General features: G+C 63.6%; 17 protein-coding genes. 6 read left to right on the top strand and 11 right to left on the bottom strand.

Going from position 1 to position 19,498, the window contains the following annotated elements:
• Positions 1-30 precede the first annotated feature (30 nt).
• The gene (gene rpsT / locus PCS43_RS16890; protein WP_003944567.1) at positions 31-291 is read left to right on the top strand and encodes a 30S ribosomal protein S20; all 261 of its coding nucleotides are present in this window, start codon (positions 31-33) and stop codon (positions 289-291) included.
• 672 nt (positions 292-963) lie between these two features.
• Here rpsT and holA read toward each other — a convergent pair.
• The 11 genes from holA to PCS43_RS16835 all read right to left on the bottom strand — a co-directional run bounded on the left by holA (position 964) and on the right by PCS43_RS16835 (position 12,483).
• Positions 964-1,941 carry a DNA polymerase III subunit delta gene (gene holA, locus PCS43_RS16885; RefSeq protein ID WP_063316229.1) on the bottom strand — a complete coding sequence of 326 codons (978 nt, stop codon included), beginning with the start codon at positions 1,939-1,941 and terminating at the stop codon, positions 964-966.
• A complete protein-coding gene (locus PCS43_RS16880) occupies positions 1,938-4,298 on the bottom strand; it encodes a ComEC/Rec2 family competence protein (RefSeq protein ID WP_209909103.1) in 2,361 nt (786 codons plus the stop codon). The genes holA and PCS43_RS16880 overlap by 4 nt, the downstream gene beginning before the upstream one ends.
• Positions 4,295-5,176 (bottom strand): helix-hairpin-helix domain-containing protein, encoded by an 882-nt coding sequence (locus PCS43_RS16875; RefSeq protein WP_042450208.1) that lies wholly within the window; start codon positions 5,174-5,176, stop codon positions 4,295-4,297. The genes PCS43_RS16880 and PCS43_RS16875 overlap by 4 nt, the downstream gene beginning before the upstream one ends.
• An 81-nt stretch (positions 5,177-5,257) precedes the next feature.
• On the bottom strand, positions 5,258-6,100 hold the full coding sequence (locus tag PCS43_RS16870; protein WP_003944515.1) for a DegV family protein: 843 nt from the start codon (positions 6,098-6,100) through the stop codon (positions 5,258-5,260).
• Positions 6,101-6,104: 4 nt separating this feature from the next.
• On the bottom strand, positions 6,105-6,887 hold the full coding sequence (gene octT, locus PCS43_RS16865) for a diglucosylglycerate octanoyltransferase (RefSeq protein WP_019749052.1): 783 nt from the start codon (positions 6,885-6,887) through the stop codon (positions 6,105-6,107).
• Positions 6,874-7,548, bottom strand: a complete 675-nt coding sequence (locus PCS43_RS16860) for a histidine phosphatase family protein (RefSeq protein WP_050654641.1) — start codon at positions 7,546-7,548, stop codon at positions 6,874-6,876. The genes octT and PCS43_RS16860 overlap by 14 nt, the downstream gene beginning before the upstream one ends.
• Complete coding sequence (gene rsfS / locus PCS43_RS16855) at positions 7,545-7,991, bottom strand: ribosome silencing factor (protein WP_003944502.1); 447 nt, start codon at positions 7,989-7,991, stop codon at positions 7,545-7,547. Before rsfS ends, PCS43_RS16860 begins: the two co-directional genes overlap by 4 nt.
• Positions 7,992-8,037: 46 nt before the next feature.
• Complete coding sequence (gene nadD, locus PCS43_RS16850) at positions 8,038-8,754, bottom strand: nicotinate-nucleotide adenylyltransferase (protein ID WP_003944462.1); 717 nt, start codon at positions 8,752-8,754, stop codon at positions 8,038-8,040.
• A gap of 18 nt (positions 8,755-8,772) precedes the next feature.
• Complete coding sequence (locus PCS43_RS16845; protein WP_007731020.1) at positions 8,773-10,236, bottom strand: vWA domain-containing protein; 1,464 nt, start codon at positions 10,234-10,236, stop codon at positions 8,773-8,775.
• Between the two features lie 8 nt (positions 10,237-10,244).
• Positions 10,245-11,156 carry an AAA family ATPase gene (locus tag PCS43_RS16840; protein WP_003944506.1) on the bottom strand — a complete coding sequence of 304 codons (912 nt, stop codon included), beginning with the start codon at positions 11,154-11,156 and terminating at the stop codon, positions 10,245-10,247.
• A 40-nt stretch (positions 11,157-11,196) separates the two neighbouring features.
• Positions 11,197-12,483, bottom strand: a complete 1,287-nt coding sequence (locus PCS43_RS16835) for a glutamate-5-semialdehyde dehydrogenase (protein ID WP_209909106.1) — start codon at positions 12,481-12,483, stop codon at positions 11,197-11,199.
• A 195-nt stretch (positions 12,484-12,678) separates the two neighbouring features.
• Here PCS43_RS16835 and PCS43_RS16830 point away from each other — a divergent pair, with 195 nt between their 5' ends.
• The 5 genes from PCS43_RS16830 to PCS43_RS16810 all read left to right on the top strand — a co-directional run bounded on the left by PCS43_RS16830 (position 12,679) and on the right by PCS43_RS16810 (position 19,360).
• On the top strand, positions 12,679-13,782 hold the full coding sequence (locus PCS43_RS16830) for an NADH:flavin oxidoreductase/NADH oxidase (RefSeq protein WP_070161359.1): 1,104 nt from the start codon (positions 12,679-12,681) through the stop codon (positions 13,780-13,782).
• Between the two features lie 243 nt (positions 13,783-14,025).
• Positions 14,026-15,468 (top strand): MFS transporter, encoded by a 1,443-nt coding sequence (locus PCS43_RS16825; RefSeq protein ID WP_003944479.1) that lies wholly within the window; start codon positions 14,026-14,028, stop codon positions 15,466-15,468.
• Entirely contained in the window at positions 15,465-16,346 is an 882-nt protein-coding gene (locus tag PCS43_RS16820; RefSeq protein ID WP_064689239.1) for a ribokinase, read from the top strand. Before PCS43_RS16825 ends, PCS43_RS16820 begins: the two co-directional genes overlap by 4 nt.
• Before the next feature lie 53 nt (positions 16,347-16,399).
• Entirely contained in the window at positions 16,400-17,221 is an 822-nt protein-coding gene (locus tag PCS43_RS16815) for a MerR family transcriptional regulator (RefSeq protein WP_064113179.1), read from the top strand.
• A gap of 39 nt (positions 17,222-17,260) precedes the next feature.
• Complete coding sequence (locus tag PCS43_RS16810) at positions 17,261-19,360, top strand: RecQ family ATP-dependent DNA helicase (protein ID WP_030536630.1); 2,100 nt, start codon at positions 17,261-17,263, stop codon at positions 19,358-19,360.
• Positions 19,361-19,498 lie beyond the last annotated feature (138 nt).

The following is a 19,498-nucleotide window of genomic DNA, read 5'->3' as shown; positions in this document are numbered from 1 at the left end:
AACCAGCTAAAGACGACAAGGATTTTACGCGTGGCCAACATCAAGTCCCAGGTGAAGCGAATCCGTACCAACGAGGCGGCCCGACTCCGTAATCAGTCGGTGAAGTCCTCGCTGCGTACCGCGATCCGTTCATTCCGCGAGGCTGCGGCAGCCGGTGACAAGGACAAGGCCAACGAGCTCCTCGTCTCCACCAGCCGCAAGCTCGACAAGGCAGCCAGCAAGGGCGTCATTCACGCCAACCAGGCTGCCAACAAGAAGTCTGCACTCTCGCAGGCTGCCAACAAGCTCTGACGTTTCCACTGTGACGGTTCGCCGTCACACTGGTTCGTCTCGATAGCCGCCAGGTCGAAAGACCAGGCGGCTATTTTGCGTATTCAATCGGGTCAGTGCGAAGACCCGCCATCCATGTCTTGCAGCGAATATGTGGAGCGGGCTGCAACCATCTGATGATGGCGATCAACGGGCACGGGAAGCGCCCTCGCAGCTGGTTGTTCACGACTGTCTTCTGGGCGGTCGTCGCTTTCGGCGTAGTGGCCGCCCTGGGAATCCCTCGTTGGTGGGAATCATTGACGGTTGCAGTCGTCGGAGGTGCCGCAAGCTACGGATGGTGTAGGCGCAGGCAACGTAGCGAATTCCGGATCTTCTTCGGCGTGATGTGTTCACTCGTTGCGATTCTGGCGTTTCTCGCCGTTGGACGAGCGGTACTCACCACCGTGAAGGTGCCGGTGGACAGCATCGGCCAAGAAACCATTGCCTGCGGCAGTGTGGTGAATCCGGTGTCGCACGACTCACTACGGGTGACCGACATCAGAACAGGTGAACCAACGACACGGCCTCAGGCCATTCCGCATACTCAGTTGGAGCAAGCCTGCGTGAAACGCCTCGACTACCGGGCGGGCGAGGCCACGGCCGCCACTGTCGTCGGACTACTTCTGGCCGGACGCGCAGTAGGCCACGTTGTACTCAGTTCTTCCGCAACGCGCACACTTTCCGCACTGCCATCTCCAGGGCGAAGGACGAGTCGACTGCGGCACCCTTCACGTCGGCATTGAGGGCGGCGACGATCTGCATCGCAGCGCCGATCGACGTGGGATCCCAGCCGCCGACCTCCTTGATCGCCTTCTTGACCTTCCACGGCGGCATTCCGAGATCCGACGCCAACCGGAACGGGTCACCGCCCCGTGCAAACGGGCCGACCTTCGCGATGGTGTGGACTGCGTCGGCGAGGGCATCCGCGAGCAGAACATGGGCTGTTCCGATCTGATCTGCCCATCGGAGCGCCTCGAGCGCACCCCGGGTATCGCCGACGATGACTTTGTCGGCCACGTCGAATCCGGAAACCTCGGCCTTGCCCGAGTAATACTTGTGGACTGCAGCCACGTCGATCTTGCCGCCCGTATCTGCCGCCAATTGCGAGCAGGCCGACGCGAGTTCGCGGAGGTTGGAGCCGACGCTTTCGATCATCGCGGCGATCGCATCTGGCGCAACCCTGACGTCTGCGGTCCGAAACTCACCCCGGACGAAGTCGACAAGCTGACTCTTGTTCAGTTTTCCGCAGTTGTGAACCGTCGCGCCGAGCTTCTCGAGGGCCGGCGCCAACGCTTTCGCGCGACCGCCGCCCGAGTGCACGACGATCAGAACCACACCTTCTGCCGGCTCGCGTGCAGCCTCCAGGACAAGCGCTACGGCATCTTTGCCTGCTTCTGCAGCCGATTCCAGGACGATCACACGGTCTTCGGCAAAAAGAGAAGGGCTGAGCAACTCGGCCAACTCGGGAGCATTGGTGTCGCCCGCGCGCATCTTGGTCACCGGGAGATCCGAAATACCCTGGCCGCGGTCACCGCGGACGGCTCTGATGAGCTGCGATACCGTGCGGTCGATCAGGAACTCGTCGTCCCCGAGAACAAGATGCAGCGGATCGACTCCAGACGGATTACTCACCCGAAGATGGTCCCACGAGGAACCGACACGATGGACACAGACCCGCCGCCCCCGCCGTACACAGCGACGGTGCCGTCGACGTCGGTCCGAACCACCGCCCCGCCCAATGAATCCAGTTCATCGAGAACCTCCGCATTCGGGTGCCCGAAACTGTTGCCGACGCCGACGCTGATCATCGTCAACCTCGGACGCACCGCTTCCAGAAATGCCGACGACGTGGTCCGAGAACCGTGATGGGGCAGCTTCAACACATCGGCCTTCACGTCCGCTCCCGATCGGAGGATCGCCTCCTCCCCCGCAACTTCGGCGTCGCCCGTCAACAGAATTCGACCCGCGCCCGTGTGCGCCATCACCACCAGCGACTGATCGTTCGCGGCGTCCGCGCCGTCCCCCGCATCGCGGGGAGCCGGAAGCAACGGACCGAGAACCTCCACGTTCACCGATCCCAGCGTCAACTCCATACCTGCGAGCAACGAGACAACCGGAACGGCCTGCGAGTCGGCGGCATCCTTCACCGCTCGAAAACCTGACTCCGGCAACAACATCGACCCGACTCCGACCGCAGCGACCGAACGCCCACTCAGGACTGCTTCCAATCCACCGATGTGATCGGCATGAAAATGACTGATCATCAGCAACGCGATGTCGTTGACGTCCAACATGTTCAGGCAACGATCCATCGACGTGGGATCAGGACCGACATCGATCACGATCACCCTGCCGTCTCCAGTCGAGAGCACAAGACCGTCCCCCTGACCGACGTCGCACATCACCAGTGCCCACCCCGGAGCAATACGGCCACCCCCGAACACGTGCTGAAAGATCAGGGCCAGAACAACTCCCAGAACGAGAACGCCGAGCACCCATCTCGAAATCCGATTCCACAGCGTCAGGGTCGTCGCCAGTAGGACTCCCACGACGACGAGGGCACCGATGAGTCCTGACGGCACTACCACCGACGCTCCGGGAAGCGCCGCCGCCCGCTCGGACACGCACAGCAGCCACCCCATCGGCGGCCGCACCAATGGCGCGACGAACACCGCGATCGGTGGACAGATCAGCGCACACAAGGCAATCACCGCACCGAACACCGTGATGATTCCGATCACCGGCGCCACCGCCATGTTCGCGGCAATCGTGACCACGCTGAAGGTTCCCGCCATGGCGCCCACCAACGGTGCAGTCACGACAAACGCAGCACCCGAGACAGCTGTCATCTCCGAAAACCAACGGGGCCAGCCTCTTCGGCGAAGCACGTCCACCCACACCGGAGCAATGATCACCAGCGCGCCCGTCGCAGTAGTCGACAGCGCAAATCCCCAGTCGACGGCCAGCTCGGGCCTCACGACTACCAGAACGATGACGGCGGCGGCAAGCGCAGGCAGCGCCTGTTTGCGCCGACCAGTGACCAGACTGAGCAGGCCTACCAAGCCCATCACCGACGCGCGTAGAACACTCGGCGACGGCCTCGCGACGACAACAAAGGCAACGAGGGCTACCACCGCCAAAGCGGCGCCGACCCGTGGACTGAGCGCCGCGGCTCTGACCAACAGCAGAACGGCCCCGAGCAGAATGCTGATGTTGGCGCCGGACACCGCGGTGAGATGGGAAAGTCCGGCAACGGTGAAGTTGTCCTTCACCACCGGCGACAGCGCCGACGTGTCTCCGACGACGAGGCCAGGCAGCAGACCCGCCTGATCCGGCGGGAGTGCAGCCGAGCACGCAGCCGCGAAACGAATGCGCACCACACTTGCCCATCGCTGATACCAGGGCACTTCTCCCACCGCGACGGGAGGCCCTTCGGACGTGATCACGGCGAGCGTGGAATCGCTACGCCATGGCTGACTCGCCCGGCCACGAACCGTGAGGCTCTGCCCTGGAACAACTTCGAGCCACGACGAACTGGGCGCCCGGATGGTGACCAAGCCGCCTCCGGAGTACCTGCGGTTCTGGGCAGTCACCGAATTGACGGTTGCCCTGAAGACGACCTGACCTTGACCCACCGCGCCGGAGACCGCGTGCGGATCCTCCGAGGGTTCCACTTCGACACTCACCCAAGCTCCCTCGAGAGAGGCTCGGGTCAGTGGGTGCCTCTCCGCCTCGGACGCCCGCCACCCGCCGACGGCACTACACCCGGCACCGAACAGCAATGCAACCAACATGATTCGTACCCACCCCGCTGATGTCCGGCGCACAACCACGTAAGTGAGGAGTGCCGCTGGAACCGCACACGCCACCGCCAGTACCCACGCGGCGACCGGGCCTAACAGGATCCCCACCGCACTGCTCCCCCACACCGCGACCGCCGACAGAAGCAGTCGAGCGTCGAGGACCGGCGAGGCTTCCGGTTCGTTCACACCGACACCAGCACTCGCAATTTGGCCAACCTTGCCGGGCCGATCCCGTCGACTTCCCCCAATTGTTCTATGTCCGTGAATTTTCCGTTGGATGTGCGCCAGGAGATGATCGCCGCAGCCGTTACCGGCCCTACCCCGGGAAGCTCGTCCAGTTCGGCCTCGGTGGCGGTATTGAGGTTCACCAGCCCAGCCCCGCCGGATTCCCCTGTAGCTGCGGGGCTGGTCCCTCCTGCAGTGGTACTCGAAGAAACACCACCGGACTGATCGGCCGCACCAACCACGATCTGATCGCCGTCGACAAGTTTCTGAGCCAGATTCAGGCCCACCGTCTCCGCTCCGTCGAGCACGCCACCTGCCGCAGCAAGCGCGTCGGCGATGCGCGAGCCCGAATGAAGATTGACAAGCCCAGGCGTGCGCACGAGCCCGACGACACTGACCACCACAGCCTCGGGCGGCTGCTCTGCCACGACGCCGGTCGGTACAGGACTGGCTGATTCACCATCGCCGGCAGTCACATTCTTCTCCGTGACATTCTGGGGCGAGGGCAACGGTGGGACCGCCTGCAGGCTCGGAGAATCCCACCACACGGCGAACAAGCCGATTGCCGTAGCCAGAACTGCAACGATCGCCAACACCCAGGTCGCCGACCGACTCGGGCGCCAACGTGTACCGCGCCAATGTTCGGGCAATCGGTCGAACCGTGACGAGTCGGGCTGAGCGTCGTAGTCGTCCTCGTCGAAGTCCCGAAGCCACTCGGGGGACCTCTCGAAAGACCCTGAATCCTCGAATTCGTCGACGTCCTCGTGTCGCCGCCGGTAGTTGCCGTCCATCGCCGCGAGGCGATCACGCGCCCGCTCGCGCTCCTCGCTGATCCTCATGACTGGACGCTAACGAGAGACCTCGCCGCCAACGACGAACAATTTGTATCTGTGGAGAACTCGCGGATTGTGGAGAAGTGATCAGGCGCTCGTGTCGATCTCCGGCAACGGGCACACCACAACACCGATCGCGCCGACACCGACGTGCGCTCCGATAACCGCACTGAAGTCGGTGACGACGGATTCCGCTACATCGGGAATGCGCTCGGCCAACTGTTCGGCTATCCCGTCCGCACGCTCTCGCGCGCGCATGTGATGCACGGCTATCGCCACACGACCGAGACCGGCGCGTTCGACTGCCGAATCCACCAACCTTGCAAGAGCTTTGGTGGTGGTACGTGTCTTCTCGCCGAGCACGAGCTTGCCGTCCACCAGATGCAGAATCGGTTTCATCGCCAATGCAGTGCCCAGCAGTGCGGCCGCGGTTCCGATTCGTCCGCCCCTACGCAATTGATCAAGTTTGTCGACGACGATGTAGCAGCGCCCACGGCTCGCTACGTCGACCGCCCGGCCGTACGCCTCTTCGAGTGAAGCGCCCTTCTCGGCCAAGCGTGCAGCTTCGAGAGCCGGATAGCCCAAACCCATACCGGCGGACTGTGAATCGACGATCCGGACGGCGCCACCGAATTCCTGGGCTGCGACTCGTCCGGCTTCCCACGTTCCCGAGAGTTGCCGTGAAATGTGCACGGCGAGAACGCCGTCACCGTCGCTCATGTCCAGGGCGCGTGCATACGCTTCGGACAACTCGGCGGGCGACGCTCCGGCCGTTGTCACTCCTGACAGGTCGCTCGGCATTGCGTCGACACCCTCACGCAAGTCGCAGCCGTCACGGAGCACATGGAGCGGAACCACCTGAATCCCACATGCGTCGGCCGACTCCTGCGGGATGCAGGCGGAGGAATCCGTGACGACGACGACCGGCATTCTGCTACCCGACTTCGCTCGGCGGTGATACCAGTTGCGGCGAAACCACTTTCTTCGACTCCACCCCGCGAATCGCAGCGATCATCGCGCGGGCTACACCGACATGACCGTCCCAACCCCAGTGAATACCGTCGGGGTTGCCGTTCTCGGAAAAGACGTTGTCACGCACTGCATCCGCGAGATCGACTACGGGAACGTCTTTCTCCGTAGCCCACTCGGTGATCGCGGACACCGCGGCAGGCCGGCCGGCGTGCACGCTCGCGTAGGCATCGCTGCGGTGCACTGACGGCAGGGTCGCGATCATCGGCAGTTCCGGCCGCATGTACTCCAACGCATTTCGCGAGCTTTCCAGATACTCGACGCTCAGCTTGGGCGGAAGTGCGACCGGGCGGCCCAGAGGTGCAAGCCGCGGCTGCAGCCATTGATAACCCTCGCGCACCACGCGTCGAAGCGCGGGTGGCCGAACGTAGCGGATGGTCTCGCGGAGCGCGGTAGGCAATGGGGACGGCAGCGAGTCCATCCCGCCGACCGCGAACACGACGGCGCCGGCCCGCGGCACCGCCGCCCACACACGAGGATCCTGAGTCAGTGCCCACCACGCGTCGCGACACGTCCATCCGATACGGGCGACCAACTCGACGTCCCAGCCGAGTTCGTCGGCCACGATGTTGGGCCAGATGCGTGGATGATCTGCCGCGAGGCCGCCTTTGGGGCCGAAATACGACAGCGAATCCGCGAGTACGAGGAGGACGGGGCGCTGCCCGTCGGCACTTTCAGAGGACGTCATTTGCGACACTCGCAGAAGCATTCCATACGTCGAGTCGCCACTCGATCGACTTGACGTCACCATGTCCACTGAGTTGCACCCAACTGGTGTTTCCCAATCCGCCGAGGACGGCCCAGCGATCGACGGGTAGGTCGAGCAATGCCGCTGTCAGTGCCGCGATCAAGCCTCCGTGCGCCACCAGAACCACGGGCCGTTCGGCCCAGTCCGGGTGCGTCTCGAGCAATTCGTGAACTACGGGGAGGCTGCGATTCGCGACGTCGATTCGGCTTTCGCCGCCGGGCGGCGCCAACGTGGCATCCGCCCGCCAGGCAGATCGCACACCGGGAGTGCGCTCGTCGACGTCGTGATGAGTCAGGCCTTGCCATTCGCCCAGGTGTGTCTCACGCAGACGCGTGTCGGTGAGTACCGGAAGTCCGGCGGCATCACCGACTGCGACGGCCGTGAAGTACGCCCGACGCAGATCCGAGGACACGATCGTCAACGGCCTGCGATCGGCGATCACCGGACCTGCACTCTTGGCCTGCGTGCGTCCCAACTCCGACAGGTCGGTGTCGAGTTGCCCCTGCATCCGAGAGTCGGCGTTGTATTCGGTCTGTCCGTGACGCAGCAGGATGAGCCGGCGGACAGGGTTCGACGCCGCACTGGGCGCCGACGAAGTCACAGCGAGGGATCCTGCGCGTCCGGCTCGGAAACCGTGTCGGTCTCGAACACCGTGTTGGCGTCGGCGGGGCCGGGACGGTTCTGTCCGAGGCCTTCGACCTCGACCGTCGGGCAGTCCTTCCACAGACGATCGAGAGCGTAGAAGTTGCGCTCCTCGTCATGCTGGACGTGGACGACGATGTCGGCGTAGTCGAGCAGTGCCCAGCGGCCCTCGCGGGTGCCTTCCCGGCGGACCGGCTTGTGTCCCGCTTCGCGGAGACGGTCTTCGATGTTCTCGACAATCGAGTTGACCTGACGCTCGTTCGTCGCAGATGCGATGACGAAGCAGTCCGTGATGACCAGCTGTTCGGACACATCGAGCACCACCACTTCGGTGGCCAGCTTCTCGTCGGCTGCCAAGGCCGCGATGCGTGCCATGTCGATGGCTTCGGTGTTTGCGCTCACTCGATGTTCTCCAGTTTCGTCTTCAGAAAGTACTTGTTGTTCTCGGCTAGCTCGATTCGGCGCCCGGGACGGCTTCCGACTTCCCCGGTGCGGGCTCTGACATCGTTGTAGCTCCGTCGCGGCGCTCCGCGTCGACAGGTCGATACAGGTTCCGCTTCGAGATGTACTGCACCACTCCGTCCGGCACCAGGTACCAGACGGGGCGGTCTTCACTTGCCCGACGCCGACATTCGGTCGACGAAATGGCAAGTGCCGGAATCTCTATCAACGTGACCGCGTCGGCGGGCATGGTGTCGAGGTGACCGGCCAGGTGCTCTGCATTGAGATCGAAACCCGGTCGCGATACCCCGACGAACTTCGCCAATGCGAACAACTCTTCCCAATCTTGCCAGGAAAGGATGCTGGCCAGCGCATCGGCACCGGTGATGAAGAAGAGTTCGGCGTCAGGGTGGTAGGCCCGGAGGTCTCGCAGCGTGTCCACGGTGTACGTCACTTTTTCACGGTCGACGTCGACCCGAGAGACGGAAAACCGCGGGTTGGAGGCGGTGGCGATGACCGTCATGAGGTACCGGTCCTCGGCAGGACTGACGCCCTTCCCCTGCTTCTGCCAGGGCCGCCCGGTGGGGACGAAGATCACTTCGTCGAGTCCGAACCGGTCGGCGACCTCACTGGCCGCAACGAGGTGGCCATGGTGAATGGGGTCGAAGGTGCCACCCATCACTCCTAGGCGTCGAGCACGTTCCACCGATAGTCCCTTCTGCACGAGTGTCGAGCTTACGGGTCAGACCGGCAGCAGACGGGACACGACGTCGGCAAGCTGCTGGGCCGAGCGGCACTCGTGCATGCTGATGACCTCGTTGTAGACCTTCGCCGCGGAGTCACCCGTTCCCCATTGCCCCTTCGGCTCGGGGTTGAGCCAGTGCGCGTGCTTGGCTACTGCCACCATCTGCGACAGCGACTGAAGGTTGGGATCGCGGTAGTTGTTGCGACCGTCGCCGAGTACCAGTAGCGACGTGCGACTGGTGATCGACTGCGCGAACTTCTCCTGGAACACTCCGAAGGCGTGTCCGTAGTCTGAGTGGCCGTCGTAGGTGATCAGTTCGGCCTCACGCACCATCCGTGACATCGCTGATCCGAGGTCTGCGTTCGAGTCGAAGAACCGCGTGACCTCGTCGGTCGTGTCGATGAACGCGAACACCCGCACGCGCGAGAACTGCTCACGCAAAGCGTTCACGAGCAGCAGAGTGAAATGGCTGAACCCCGCCACCGAGCCGGATACGTCACACATCACCACAAGTTCGGGCCGCGCCCGCTTCGGCTTGCGCTGCACCAGATCGATCGGCACTCCGCCCGTCGACATGGACTTGCGCAACGTACGACGTAGGTCGATCGAACCCGCGCGAGAGCGGCTGCGACGCACGGCGAGACGACTGGCCAACAAGCGAGCCAGGGGTGCGACGTTCTTCTTCAGCGTGGTGAGTTCGGCATCGGACGCTCGCAAGAAGTCGACTTCCTCGGCGAGTTTCGGAACGCCGTACGTGGCGACCCGCTCCTTGCCCAAATTCTCGGCTGTGCGTCGACGCGTTTCCTTCTCGACCATCTTGCGGAAGTCCGCGATGCGCTGCGCTGCCGTGCGCTTGGCGACCTCGGACTGATAGTCGGAGTTGTCCTTGCCCTCTGACCCGGAACCCTCCTGGTTGCCGAGCAGGCCCTGCAGGATCTTGTTGAGCAACGTCTCCGGGGCGACGTCACGCAGCGCCTGATAGGCGGAGAACGACGGGCCGTTACTCGACTGGTACTGCCCGAGTTCCTCGACCATCGCGGCGGTCAGGAGTTCGGTCATCTCCATCGCCTCGTCACTGCCGTCTGTCAGCAGTTCGGCAATGAGCTCACGCAAGGCCTGCAGGTCGATCGAGCCGTCTGGCTTGCGCGGCAGTGTGACGTCGACGTCGCCGACCGCACGGTCACCGATCGCCTTGGGGAACCACAGGTCGAAGACGGCGTCGAACGTCGCCCGGTGGGTCGGCCTGCGCAGGAGCGAGCATGCCAGCCCTTCACGAAGCGCTTCACGATCGAGCAGGTCGAGAACAGACATGACCTGACCGGCGTCGACTGTCTCGGACGGGCCGACCATGATTCCGCGTCGTCGCAAAGCCTCGACAAAATCGACGAGGTGACCGGGAATCCCGTGCGGCGCTGCCAGGCCGCCAGGTGAGAGCGGCGACGTCGATGCTGCGGGAGCCATGTCAGACCTCAGTTCAGCCGAAGTTCAGCGGCGGCACGCACCTGGTCCGACTGGTGCTTGAGGATCACGCCGAGCGTGGCGCGAACGGCATCGTCGTCGAGAGTGTCCATGCCCAGAGCAAGAAGGGTGCGTCCCCAGTCGATGGTCTCGGATACCGAAGGGACCTTCTTGAGCTGCATTCCGCGAAGAACACGAATGGTGTTGACCAGCTGCTCGGCAATCGCTTCAGGAAGCTCCGGCACACGGCTTGCGAGGATGCGACGCTCGAGGTCGGCGTCCGGGAAGTCGAGATGCAGGAAGAGGCAACGACGCTTCAGAGCCTCCGAGAGTTCGCGAGTGGCATTCGAGGTCAACACCGTGAACGGCTTGCGGGTGGCGGTAATGGTTCCGAGCTCGGGGATCGTGACCGCGAAGTCGCTGAGCACTTCGAGGAGCAGACCTTCGATCTCGACGTCTGCCTTGTCCGTCTCGTCGATCAACAGCACCGTCGGGTCCTCGCGGCGAATGGCCTTGAGCAGTGGACGTGCGAGCAGGAACTCCTCCGAGAAGACATCCGCCTTCGTCGAATCCCAGCTGTGGTCGACCGCGACATCACCCCTCGCTCCGCTCGCCCCGCCCGACTGAATCCGAAGAATCTGCTTCGCGTGGTTCCACTCGTAGAGTGCACGAGCCTCGTCGACGCCCTCGTAGCACTGCAGACGCACCAGTTCTGCGCCCGTGGTCTGGGCGACTGCGCGGGCGAGTTCCGTCTTTCCGACACCGGCCGGGCCCTCGATGAGCAGCGGCTTGCCCAGACGATCGGCCAGGAAGACTGCCGTCGCGGTGGCCTTGTCGGACAGATAGCCGGTTTCGGCCAGCCGTTCGATCACGTCGTCGACGGTCGAGAAGAACGGCGTCGTGTCGGGAAGTGCTCGGTCCACGGTTAACTCCTTGAGAGGTGGGGCAAGTCTGGTGAACTTTTCAGGCGGGTCGGGTGTGCCCGTCGCCCCAGACGATCCACTTGGTGGACGTCAGTTCCGGCAACCCCATGGGGCCACGCGCATGCAGTTTCTGGGTGGAGATGCCGATCTCGGCGCCGAATCCGAACTGCTCACCGTCGGTGAAGGCAGTCGACGCATTGACCATCACTGCCGCGGCGTCGACTCGAGCGGTGAACTCGCGGGCAGCCGAGAGATCGGACGTCACGATGGCTTCGGTGTGGCCGGTTCCGTACTGGTCGATGTGCTCGACGGCAGCGTCCAAGTCCTTGACGACCTTGAGGGCGACGTCGAGGGTGAGGTATTCCTTCGACCAGTCGTCCTCGGTCGCGGGAACCAGTCCCGGCAGATCACCGTGCACGACGACGTCGTGCATCTGGAGCGCTTGGAGCAGCTTCGGCACGGCCGTCTCGGCAATAGCGGCGTCGACCAGCACCGTCTCTGCCGTGTTGCACACACTGGGCCGACGGGTTTTGGAGTTGAGAAGAATCTTCTCGGCCATCAGTAGATCGGCGGCCGAGTGAACATAGACGTGGCAGTTACCGACACCGGTCTCGATGGTGGGCACGGTGGCATCACGCACGACGGCGCTGATCAAGCCGGCACCGCCGCGCGGGATGACGACGTCGACGAGGCCACGGGCCTGAATCAAATGAGTGACCGTGGAGCGATCCGCACTCGGCAGTAGTTGAACGGAATCCTCGGGCAGTCCCTGATCAACCAACGACGCACGCAGAGCCGCCACCAACGCTTCGTTGGACTTGACCGCCGAGGACGAACCACGAAGCAGCGCAGCATTTCCCGATTTGAGGGTGAGCCCGAAGGCATCGACGGTCACGTTGGGGCGAGCCTCGTAGACCATGCCGACGACACCGAGCGGAACGCGCTGCTGGCGTAGCTCCAAACCGTTCGGCAAAGTGGATCCACGAAGCACTTCACCGATCGGATCGGGTAGTCCGGCAACCTGACGCAAACCCGACGCGATGCCCTCGATCCGCTTAGCGGTCAGGCGAAGACGGTCGAGCAGCGATTCCTCGGTGCCGCCCGCCTTCGCGGTGTCGATATCGAGAGCGTTGGCCGCGAGAATCCGATCACTTGCCGCGAGTACCGCGTCGGCTGCGGCGTTGAGCGCGGCATCCTTCTGCGCGGTGGTCAGCAGAGCCAGGACGCGCGAAGCCTTACGGGCTCGGCGTGCGGCGTCGTGCACGACGGACTTGGTGTCCGACGCGTCCGAGTCGACGGTTTCTGCGTTGGAAGTCACAGCGGTCATGAATACACATTAACCACCCACCGTGACGGCCTGCTCGGCGGAACGAGGCTGTGACCACCCGGGACCATTCCGGCGGACCGCCTGCGAACATTTCGGCGGACCGCCTGCGAACATTTAGGCGGACCGCCTGGGAACAATTCCGGCGCACGACACTGTTGCACCCACCGACCTTCTTCTTCGAGTCAGGAGCCATCCGTGAGTGTGTTGTTCGAGCCTTTGACCCTGCGCGGCGTCACCATCCCGAACCGCGTCTGGATGGCACCGATGTGCCAGTACTCCGCTGACGTCATCGGCGACCAGGTCGGAGTGCCCAACGAGTGGCATCGCACGCATCTGGTGAGCCGTGCAATCGGCGGCACCGGCCTGATTCTCACCGAGGCGACGGCCGTCAATCCCGAAGGCCGCATATCGGCAGCTGATCTGGGGATCTGGAACGACACGCAGGCGCAAGCCTTCGCCGAGATCAACGCGCAACTCGCGTACTTCGGCGCAGTGCCCGGAATTCAGCTGGCCCACGCCGGACGCAAAGCGTCGACGCAGGTTCCGTGGCGCGGAGGCAAGAGCCTGCCCGCCGACGACCGACTCTCGTGGCAGACGGTTGCCCCGAGCGCGGTTCCGTTCGGTCACCTTGCCGATCCGGTCGAGCTCACCACGGAAGGCATCGAGAAGGTCGTCGCAGACTTTGCAGCGGCGGCCACCCGCGCACTGAAGGCCGAATTCAAGGTCGTGGAAATTCACGCGGCCCACGGATACCTGATCCATCAGTTCCTCTCCCCCGAGAGCAACAAGCGGACCGACCGCTACGGCGGCAGCTTCGAGAACCGCATCCGGTTGCTCCTCGAAATCCTGAGCGCAGTCCGCGAGGTGTGGCCGGCCGAGCTACCGCTCTTCGTCCGGGTCTCGGCGACCGATTGGCTCACGGAAGAACGTGGGCTCGACGTCGACAGCTGGACCGCGGATCAGACCGTAGCCCTCGCCAACATCCTCTCCGACTACGGCGTCGATCTCGTCGACGTGTCCACCGGCGGTAATTCACCGGCAGCCAAGATTCCGGTGGAGCCGGGATACCAGGTTCCGTTCGCCCGTCGCCTGCAGAACGAGAGCCTGCTACCGGCCGCCGCCGTCGGCCTCATCACCGAACCCGAACAGGCCGAGAAGATCGTCGAAGACGGAAGCGCAGTGGCGGTGCTCCTCGGCCGCGAACTGTTGCGTGATCCCTACTGGGCGCGCCGGGCGGCCCGTGAACTGAACGCCGAGGTAGGACCGCATATACCGTCGCAGTACGCCCGCGCCTTCTAGCCCGAAAATCGGCTCCCGCGCACAACTTTGATAGCGTAAGCGTCTTACTTGCCGGTAGTCCGGAGCCCTGAGGGCTCCGGACACTGCCGCGGGCCAGAGCCGTGCGACGGGGGTCGCAACGAGCCACAGGGCACGCGGACGCTCGATTTCCCGACCGGCTCATCGGCGAGTGGGCAACGAAAAGATGCGTGCATCAGGTACGTGCCCCGCTCGGTTCGATGATTGCGCTGGGGAGCGCATGTCATGACTACACCAGAGAACTCGATCAGCGCTCTCGAAGTGGCCGAATCACCCGATGTCTGCGTCACCGACAATGCGTCCGTCAAGCGCGCTGTCAAGGCAACGATGCTCGGAAATGCCATGGAGTGGTTCGATTTCGGCGTTTACGCATATCTAGCTACCACTATAGGAAAAGTGTTCTTCCCGGACGCGAGCGGCAGCGCTCAACTCCTCTCTACCTTTGCAATTTTTGCGGCAGCCTTCATCGTCCGCCCTCTCGGCGGATTGTTCTTCGGTCCACTCGGTGACCGCATCGGACGCAAGAAAGTCCTGGCCACCACCATCATTCTGATGGCGGGCAGCACCTTCGCCATCGGCCTCATCCCGAGCTACGAATCCATCGGTATCGCCGCCCCGATCCTGCTGGTACTCCTACGCCTACTGCAGGGCTTTTCCACCGGCGGCGAATACGGCGGAGCCAGTACGTTCGTCGCCGAATACGCACCGGACAAGCGCCGCGGTTTCTTCGCCAGCTTCCTCGAATTCGGGACTCTGGCAGGATATGTGGCGGCAGCGGGCATCGTGACGATCATCCAGACCGTCGTCAGTGCCGAGGACCTACTCCAGTGGGGCTGGCGCATCCCCTTTCTCATTGCCGGACCTCTGGGTCTCATCGGCCTGTACCTCCGTCTACGTTTGGAGGAAACTCCCGCATTCCAGATGATGGAGCAGGCCGAAGAGCGCTCCCTCGCAGATGAATCCACAGGCAAGAAACTACGCGAAACTCTCGTCGACAACTGGCGTCCGCTTGTTCTGTGCATCGTCCTGGTGGCCACGTACAACATCGCTCACTACGGCCTGCTCAGCTACATGCCGACGTATCTGACCAACACGTTGGGTTACGACGAATCCCACGGACTCGTTCTGATGATCATCGTCATGATCGTGATGATGATGGGAATCAGCTACGTCGGAAAGTTCTCGGACCGCGTCGGGCGTAAACCCTTGCTGCTCAGCGGTTTCATCGGATTCTTCGTCCTGTCCCTGCCTGCCTACCTTCTGATCGGCGTCGGCAACTACGTGACGGTCTTCCTGGGACTCGCAATTCTCGGCGGCTTGCTCCTGCTGTTCGTCGGTGTGTTCCCGTCCGTGCTTCCCGCACTCTTTCCGACCGGAATCAGGTACGGCGGCTTGGCAATCGGATACAACCTCGCGGTCTCCATCTTCGGCGGGACCACTCCCCTGGTGCTCACCGCCCTCGAAAGTGCAACGGGCAGCAACTTGGTCGCACCGATGTACATGATGATCGCCGCCGTGATCGGCGGTATCGCAGTCCTGATGATCCCCGAGACCGCACGCAAGCCACTCGACGGCTCTCCGCCCTCCGTCGCCACCGACGAGGAAGCACGTCGGATCATCCGCAAGGTTCGTCGAAAGAGAATGAAGGCCGATAACCTCGAGGTATGAGCACGCCTCGAATCGTCGTCGTCGGCAGTATCAACATGGATCTGACCACGTCAGTGTCCAGATTCCCAGCTCCGGGAGAAACGCTGCTCGGCACTGCCTTTGCCACCGCGGCGGGAGGCAAAGGCAGCAACCAGGCCATCGCCGCCGCGAAGGCCGGTGGGGACGTGTCGTTCGTCGGCGCGGTCGGCGACGACGGTTTCGGCACCCAATTGCGCGAGACCCTGCAAGACGCCGGGGTCGACACCGCGTTGCTTCGTAGTGTCGACGGCCCGAGCGGCGTTGCCGCCATCACCGTGAGCGAGGACGCGGAGAACAACATCATCGTCGTCCCGGGCGCCAATTCCTCGGTCACCTCGTTGTCCGAAGTAGACCTCGACGCGATCGCACACGCCGACGTTCTCCTGTGCCAACTCGAAATACCCCTCGACACGGTCACCACAGCGGCCCGGCACGCGCGCGCCAACGGAACAACTGTCATCCTCAATCCTTCACCGGTACAAGACCTTCCGGGCGCCCTGATCGAGTCTGTCGACATCCTGATCGTCAACCAGACCGAGTCGGAGCAGTTGTCCGCGGTCACCGGTCGCGTCCGATACCTCGTCACGACGCTCGGGGCCGGCGGCGCGGATCTCCGGTCGGGCGAGGAGACAATCCACGCCGACTCCCCGGCCGTGACACCCGTGGATACAACTGGCGCAGGCGATGCTTTCACCGGCGCCTTCGCCGTGGAGTGGGTGCAGGGCCAGGACCGCGCCCTGCAGTTCGCTGCCACGGCGGGAAGTCTGGCGACGACGGTCCGCGGCGCGTCTGTGTCGTCACCCACTCGCGCTGCGATCGAAAAAGTCCTGAACCGACAGCTTGACTCTGACACCGTGTGAGGTCGTAAACCTGTAGGTATCGGGTTTGTGAGAGAGAAACGGGGCGAGCAAGGATGTTGAGCATCGGAGACTTCGCGAGAGCAGGTCGTGTGTCGGTGCGCATGCTCCGCCACTACGACGCCATCGGTCTGCTCAGACCCGCGAGGGTCGACGCATCCACCGGGTATCGCTCGTACACCGCGGGCCAGTTGGCGCTGCTCAACCGCATCGTCGCTCTCAAGGAGTTGGGCCTGACTCTGGCCCAGGTCCAGCAAGTGGTGGAGTCGGCGGTCACCGTCGACGAGATCCGCGGGATGCTCACGCTTCGCCGAGCAGAACTCGAAACCCGAATCCAGGAAGACACCGCGCGACTGGCGCATGTACAGGCGCGCCTACGGATCATCGAAAGTGAGGGACAGATGTCCGCATACGAGGTTGTGATCAAGTCAGTTCCGGCGCTGCGGGTCGCGGAGTTGACCGGTACCGCCAAGACGATGGATCCGTCGTCGATCGGCCCGGTGGTTCGCGGGTTGTACGAGCGCCTTTGTACCGGTTTGGATCGTGCCGGTATCGCCGCGATCGGACCCGCTGTCGCTTACTACGAGGATGCCGGTGACGACGAGAACGTCGTCGTCCATGCGGCGCTACCGGTAGACGCGAATCCCGATGGCGACTACGAGTTCGCTGTGGTGGACCTGCGGGCCGAAGAGCACGTGGCCTCGCTGCTGCACAAGGGTTCGATGGACAACTGCCTGCCCGCTTATCAGGCGTTGGCCCAATGGATCGACGCAGCGGGATACCTCAATGCCGGCCCCAGCCGTGAGGTGACGCTGGCGTGCCCGGAGGATGTCGACGGCTGGGTCACCGAACTGCAGGAACCTGTTGCCAAGGCCTGAAGCCCGCACGTGTCGGCAGGGTCGTGCACCATGGGGTCCATGACCACCGCCACTGCCCCAGCCATGCGCGACGAAGCCGAGCGGCTGCTCCGCGAACTCGCGGGGCCGGATGCCCGCCTACGCGAGGACCAGTGGACGGCCATCGAGGCGCTGGTGGTGCAGCGCAAACGCGCGCTCGTCGTACAGCGGACCGGCTGGGGCAAATCTGCGGTCTACTTCATCTCGGCGAAGCTGCTCCGGGCAACGGGCCACGGCCCCACCGTCATCGTCTCTCCGTTGTTGGCCCTGATGCGAAACCAGGTCAGTTCTGCCGAACGTGCCGGAGTGCGCGCCGCAACCATCAATTCGGGCAACGTCACCGAATGGGACGACATCCATGCCCGCGTCGCAGCCAATGATCTCGACGTCCTTCTGGTCAGCCCCGAGCGCCTGAACAACCCTGACTTCCGCGATCAGGTGCTCCCGGCCCTGGCAGCTGATGCCGGCCTGGTCGTAGTCGACGAGGCTCACTGCGTTTCCGACTGGGGCCACGACTTCCGTCCCGACTACCGCCGCATCAGGACCTTGATCGCCGAACTCGGCGAGGGCATTCCCGTCCTCGCAACCACGGCGACGGCCAACAACCGCGTCGTCGAGGACGTGTCCGCCCAACTCGGCGTCGGCGGTGAGGAAACCCTCGTCCTTCGCGGCGGGCTCGAACGCGAATCGCTTCACCTCTCTGTAGTCCACATTCCGGAGGCGACGGCGCGCGCTGCCTGGCTTGCCGACATGCTCGAGACGCTGCCGGGTTCGGGCATCATCTACACGCTGACGGTTTCGGCCGCGCGCGACCTCGCAAGCCTGCTCTCCGAGCGCGGCCATACCGTCGCCGCCTACACGGGCCAGACCGATCCCACTGAACGTGAATCTCTCGAGCAGGACTTGTTGGGTAATCGCGTCAAGGCTCTGGTGGCCACCTCGGCACTCGGGATGGGCTTCGACAAGCCTGATCTCGGGTTCGTCGTCCACCTCGGCGCACCGTCGTCGCCGATCTCGTACTACCAGCAGGTGGGCCGCGCCGGTCGTTCCACCGACAGGGCAGACGTGATCCTCCTGCCTGGCGCCGAGGACAAGCAGATCTGGAGTTACTTCGCCTCGGTCGCCTTCCCCCGCGAGCACCTGGTCCGCAGCGTCATCGAACACCTCGACACCGAAAAGGCCACGTCGACACCGGCACTCGAACCTCTGGTGGAGCTCAATCGCACGCGTCTCGAGATGGTCCTCAAAGTCCTCGACGTCGACGGCGCGGTCAAACGCGTCAAGGGCGGGTGGATCAGCACCGGCGAACCCTGGGTGTACGACGCCGAGCGCTACGGCCGACTCGACGACGCTCGCCAGGCCGAGCAGGCCGCAATGGTCGAGTACCAGAGCATCACGACGTGTCGAATGACCTTCCTGCGTGAACAACTCGACGATCCTGGTCTGACCTCGGAGAACTCACAGTGCGGTCGCTGTGACAACTGCACAGGCAATCGCTACGACACCACTGTCGACACCGCCGCCCTCGACGAGACTCGGGCGCGCTTGCAGCGCCCCGGATTCGACCTGGAGCCGCGCAAGATGTGGCCGACCGGCCTGAGCAAGCTGGGCGTCAAGCTGTCCGGGAAGATCACCGAGGGGCCGGAAACCGGGCGCATTCTCGGACGGATGTCGGACCTGGGCTGGGGTCAACGTCTCCGCGCGCTTTTCGACGGTCCCGACGCGGAGGTACCCGATGCGGTGGTCAGCGCGTGTATCAGCGTTCTGGCCGCCTGGAATTGGGCCGAGCGACCCACCGGTGTCATGGCCCTCGAATCCACGACGCATCCTTTGTTGGTGTCGAGCCTGGCTGCCAAGTTGGCCGAGGTCGGGCGATTGACCGACCTGGGCACCCTTCGCTTGCGACCCGACCACCCTCCGGTGTCGGCAGCGAACTCCGCCTACCGCGTGTCCGGACTGGTCGATGTTTGGGAAGTCCCGGACATGAGTATCCATCAGGGACCAATACTTCTTGTCGACGCAATCGCCGATACCGGTTGGACTTTCACGATGGCCGCGCGCGCACTTCGACAGGCTGGTGCTCACTCTGTACTTCCGTTGGCGCTCGCAAGCCCGAAATAGCGAGTTTTTGCCCGAAATAGTCGCTCCGACAACGGCAAAAGTTACATAATGTGAGCACCATCACATTCATGTCCTCACCTGGGGCGCAACGGGTTCCACACGGCCCGAAACGGACATCTGCATGACTTCGACAGCAAT

The sequence above is a fragment of the Rhodococcus sp. C-2 genome (assembly GCF_027854095.1).
Classification (GTDB): Bacteria; Actinomycetota; Actinomycetes; order Mycobacteriales; family Mycobacteriaceae; genus Rhodococcus_F; species Rhodococcus_F qingshengii.
Note: the sequence above shows the minus strand (reverse complement) of the source record. Positions and strands in the feature narration are given on the sequence as shown.

Bases quoted from the DNA above. Each gene is read 5' to 3' on its own strand.
- PCS43_RS16815 (WP_064113179.1), top strand. From the start codon at position 16,400: ATGTTGAGCATCGGAGACTTCGCGAGAGCAGGTCGTGTGTCGGTGCGC.
- PCS43_RS16875 (WP_042450208.1), bottom strand. From the start codon at position 5,176: ATGAGGATCAGCGAGGAGCGCGAGCGGGCGCGTGATCGCCTCGCGGCG.
- PCS43_RS16820 (WP_064689239.1), top strand. From the start codon at position 15,465: ATGAGCACGCCTCGAATCGTCGTCGTCGGCAGTATCAACATGGATCTG.
- PCS43_RS16845 (WP_007731020.1), bottom strand. From the start codon at position 10,236: ATGGCTCCCGCAGCATCGACGTCGCCGCTCTCACCTGGCGGCCTGGCA.
- PCS43_RS16810 (WP_030536630.1), top strand. From the start codon at position 17,261: ATGACCACCGCCACTGCCCCAGCCATGCGCGACGAAGCCGAGCGGCTG.
- PCS43_RS16835 (WP_209909106.1), bottom strand. From the start codon at position 12,483: ATGACCGCTGTGACTTCCAACGCAGAAACCGTCGACTCGGACGCGTCG.
- PCS43_RS16870 (WP_003944515.1), bottom strand. From the start codon at position 6,100: ATGCCGGTCGTCGTCGTCACGGATTCCTCCGCCTGCATCCCGCAGGAG.
- PCS43_RS16825 (WP_003944479.1), top strand. From the start codon at position 14,026: ATGACTACACCAGAGAACTCGATCAGCGCTCTCGAAGTGGCCGAATCA.
- octT (WP_019749052.1), bottom strand. From the start codon at position 6,887: ATGACGTCCTCTGAAAGTGCCGACGGGCAGCGCCCCGTCCTCCTCGTA.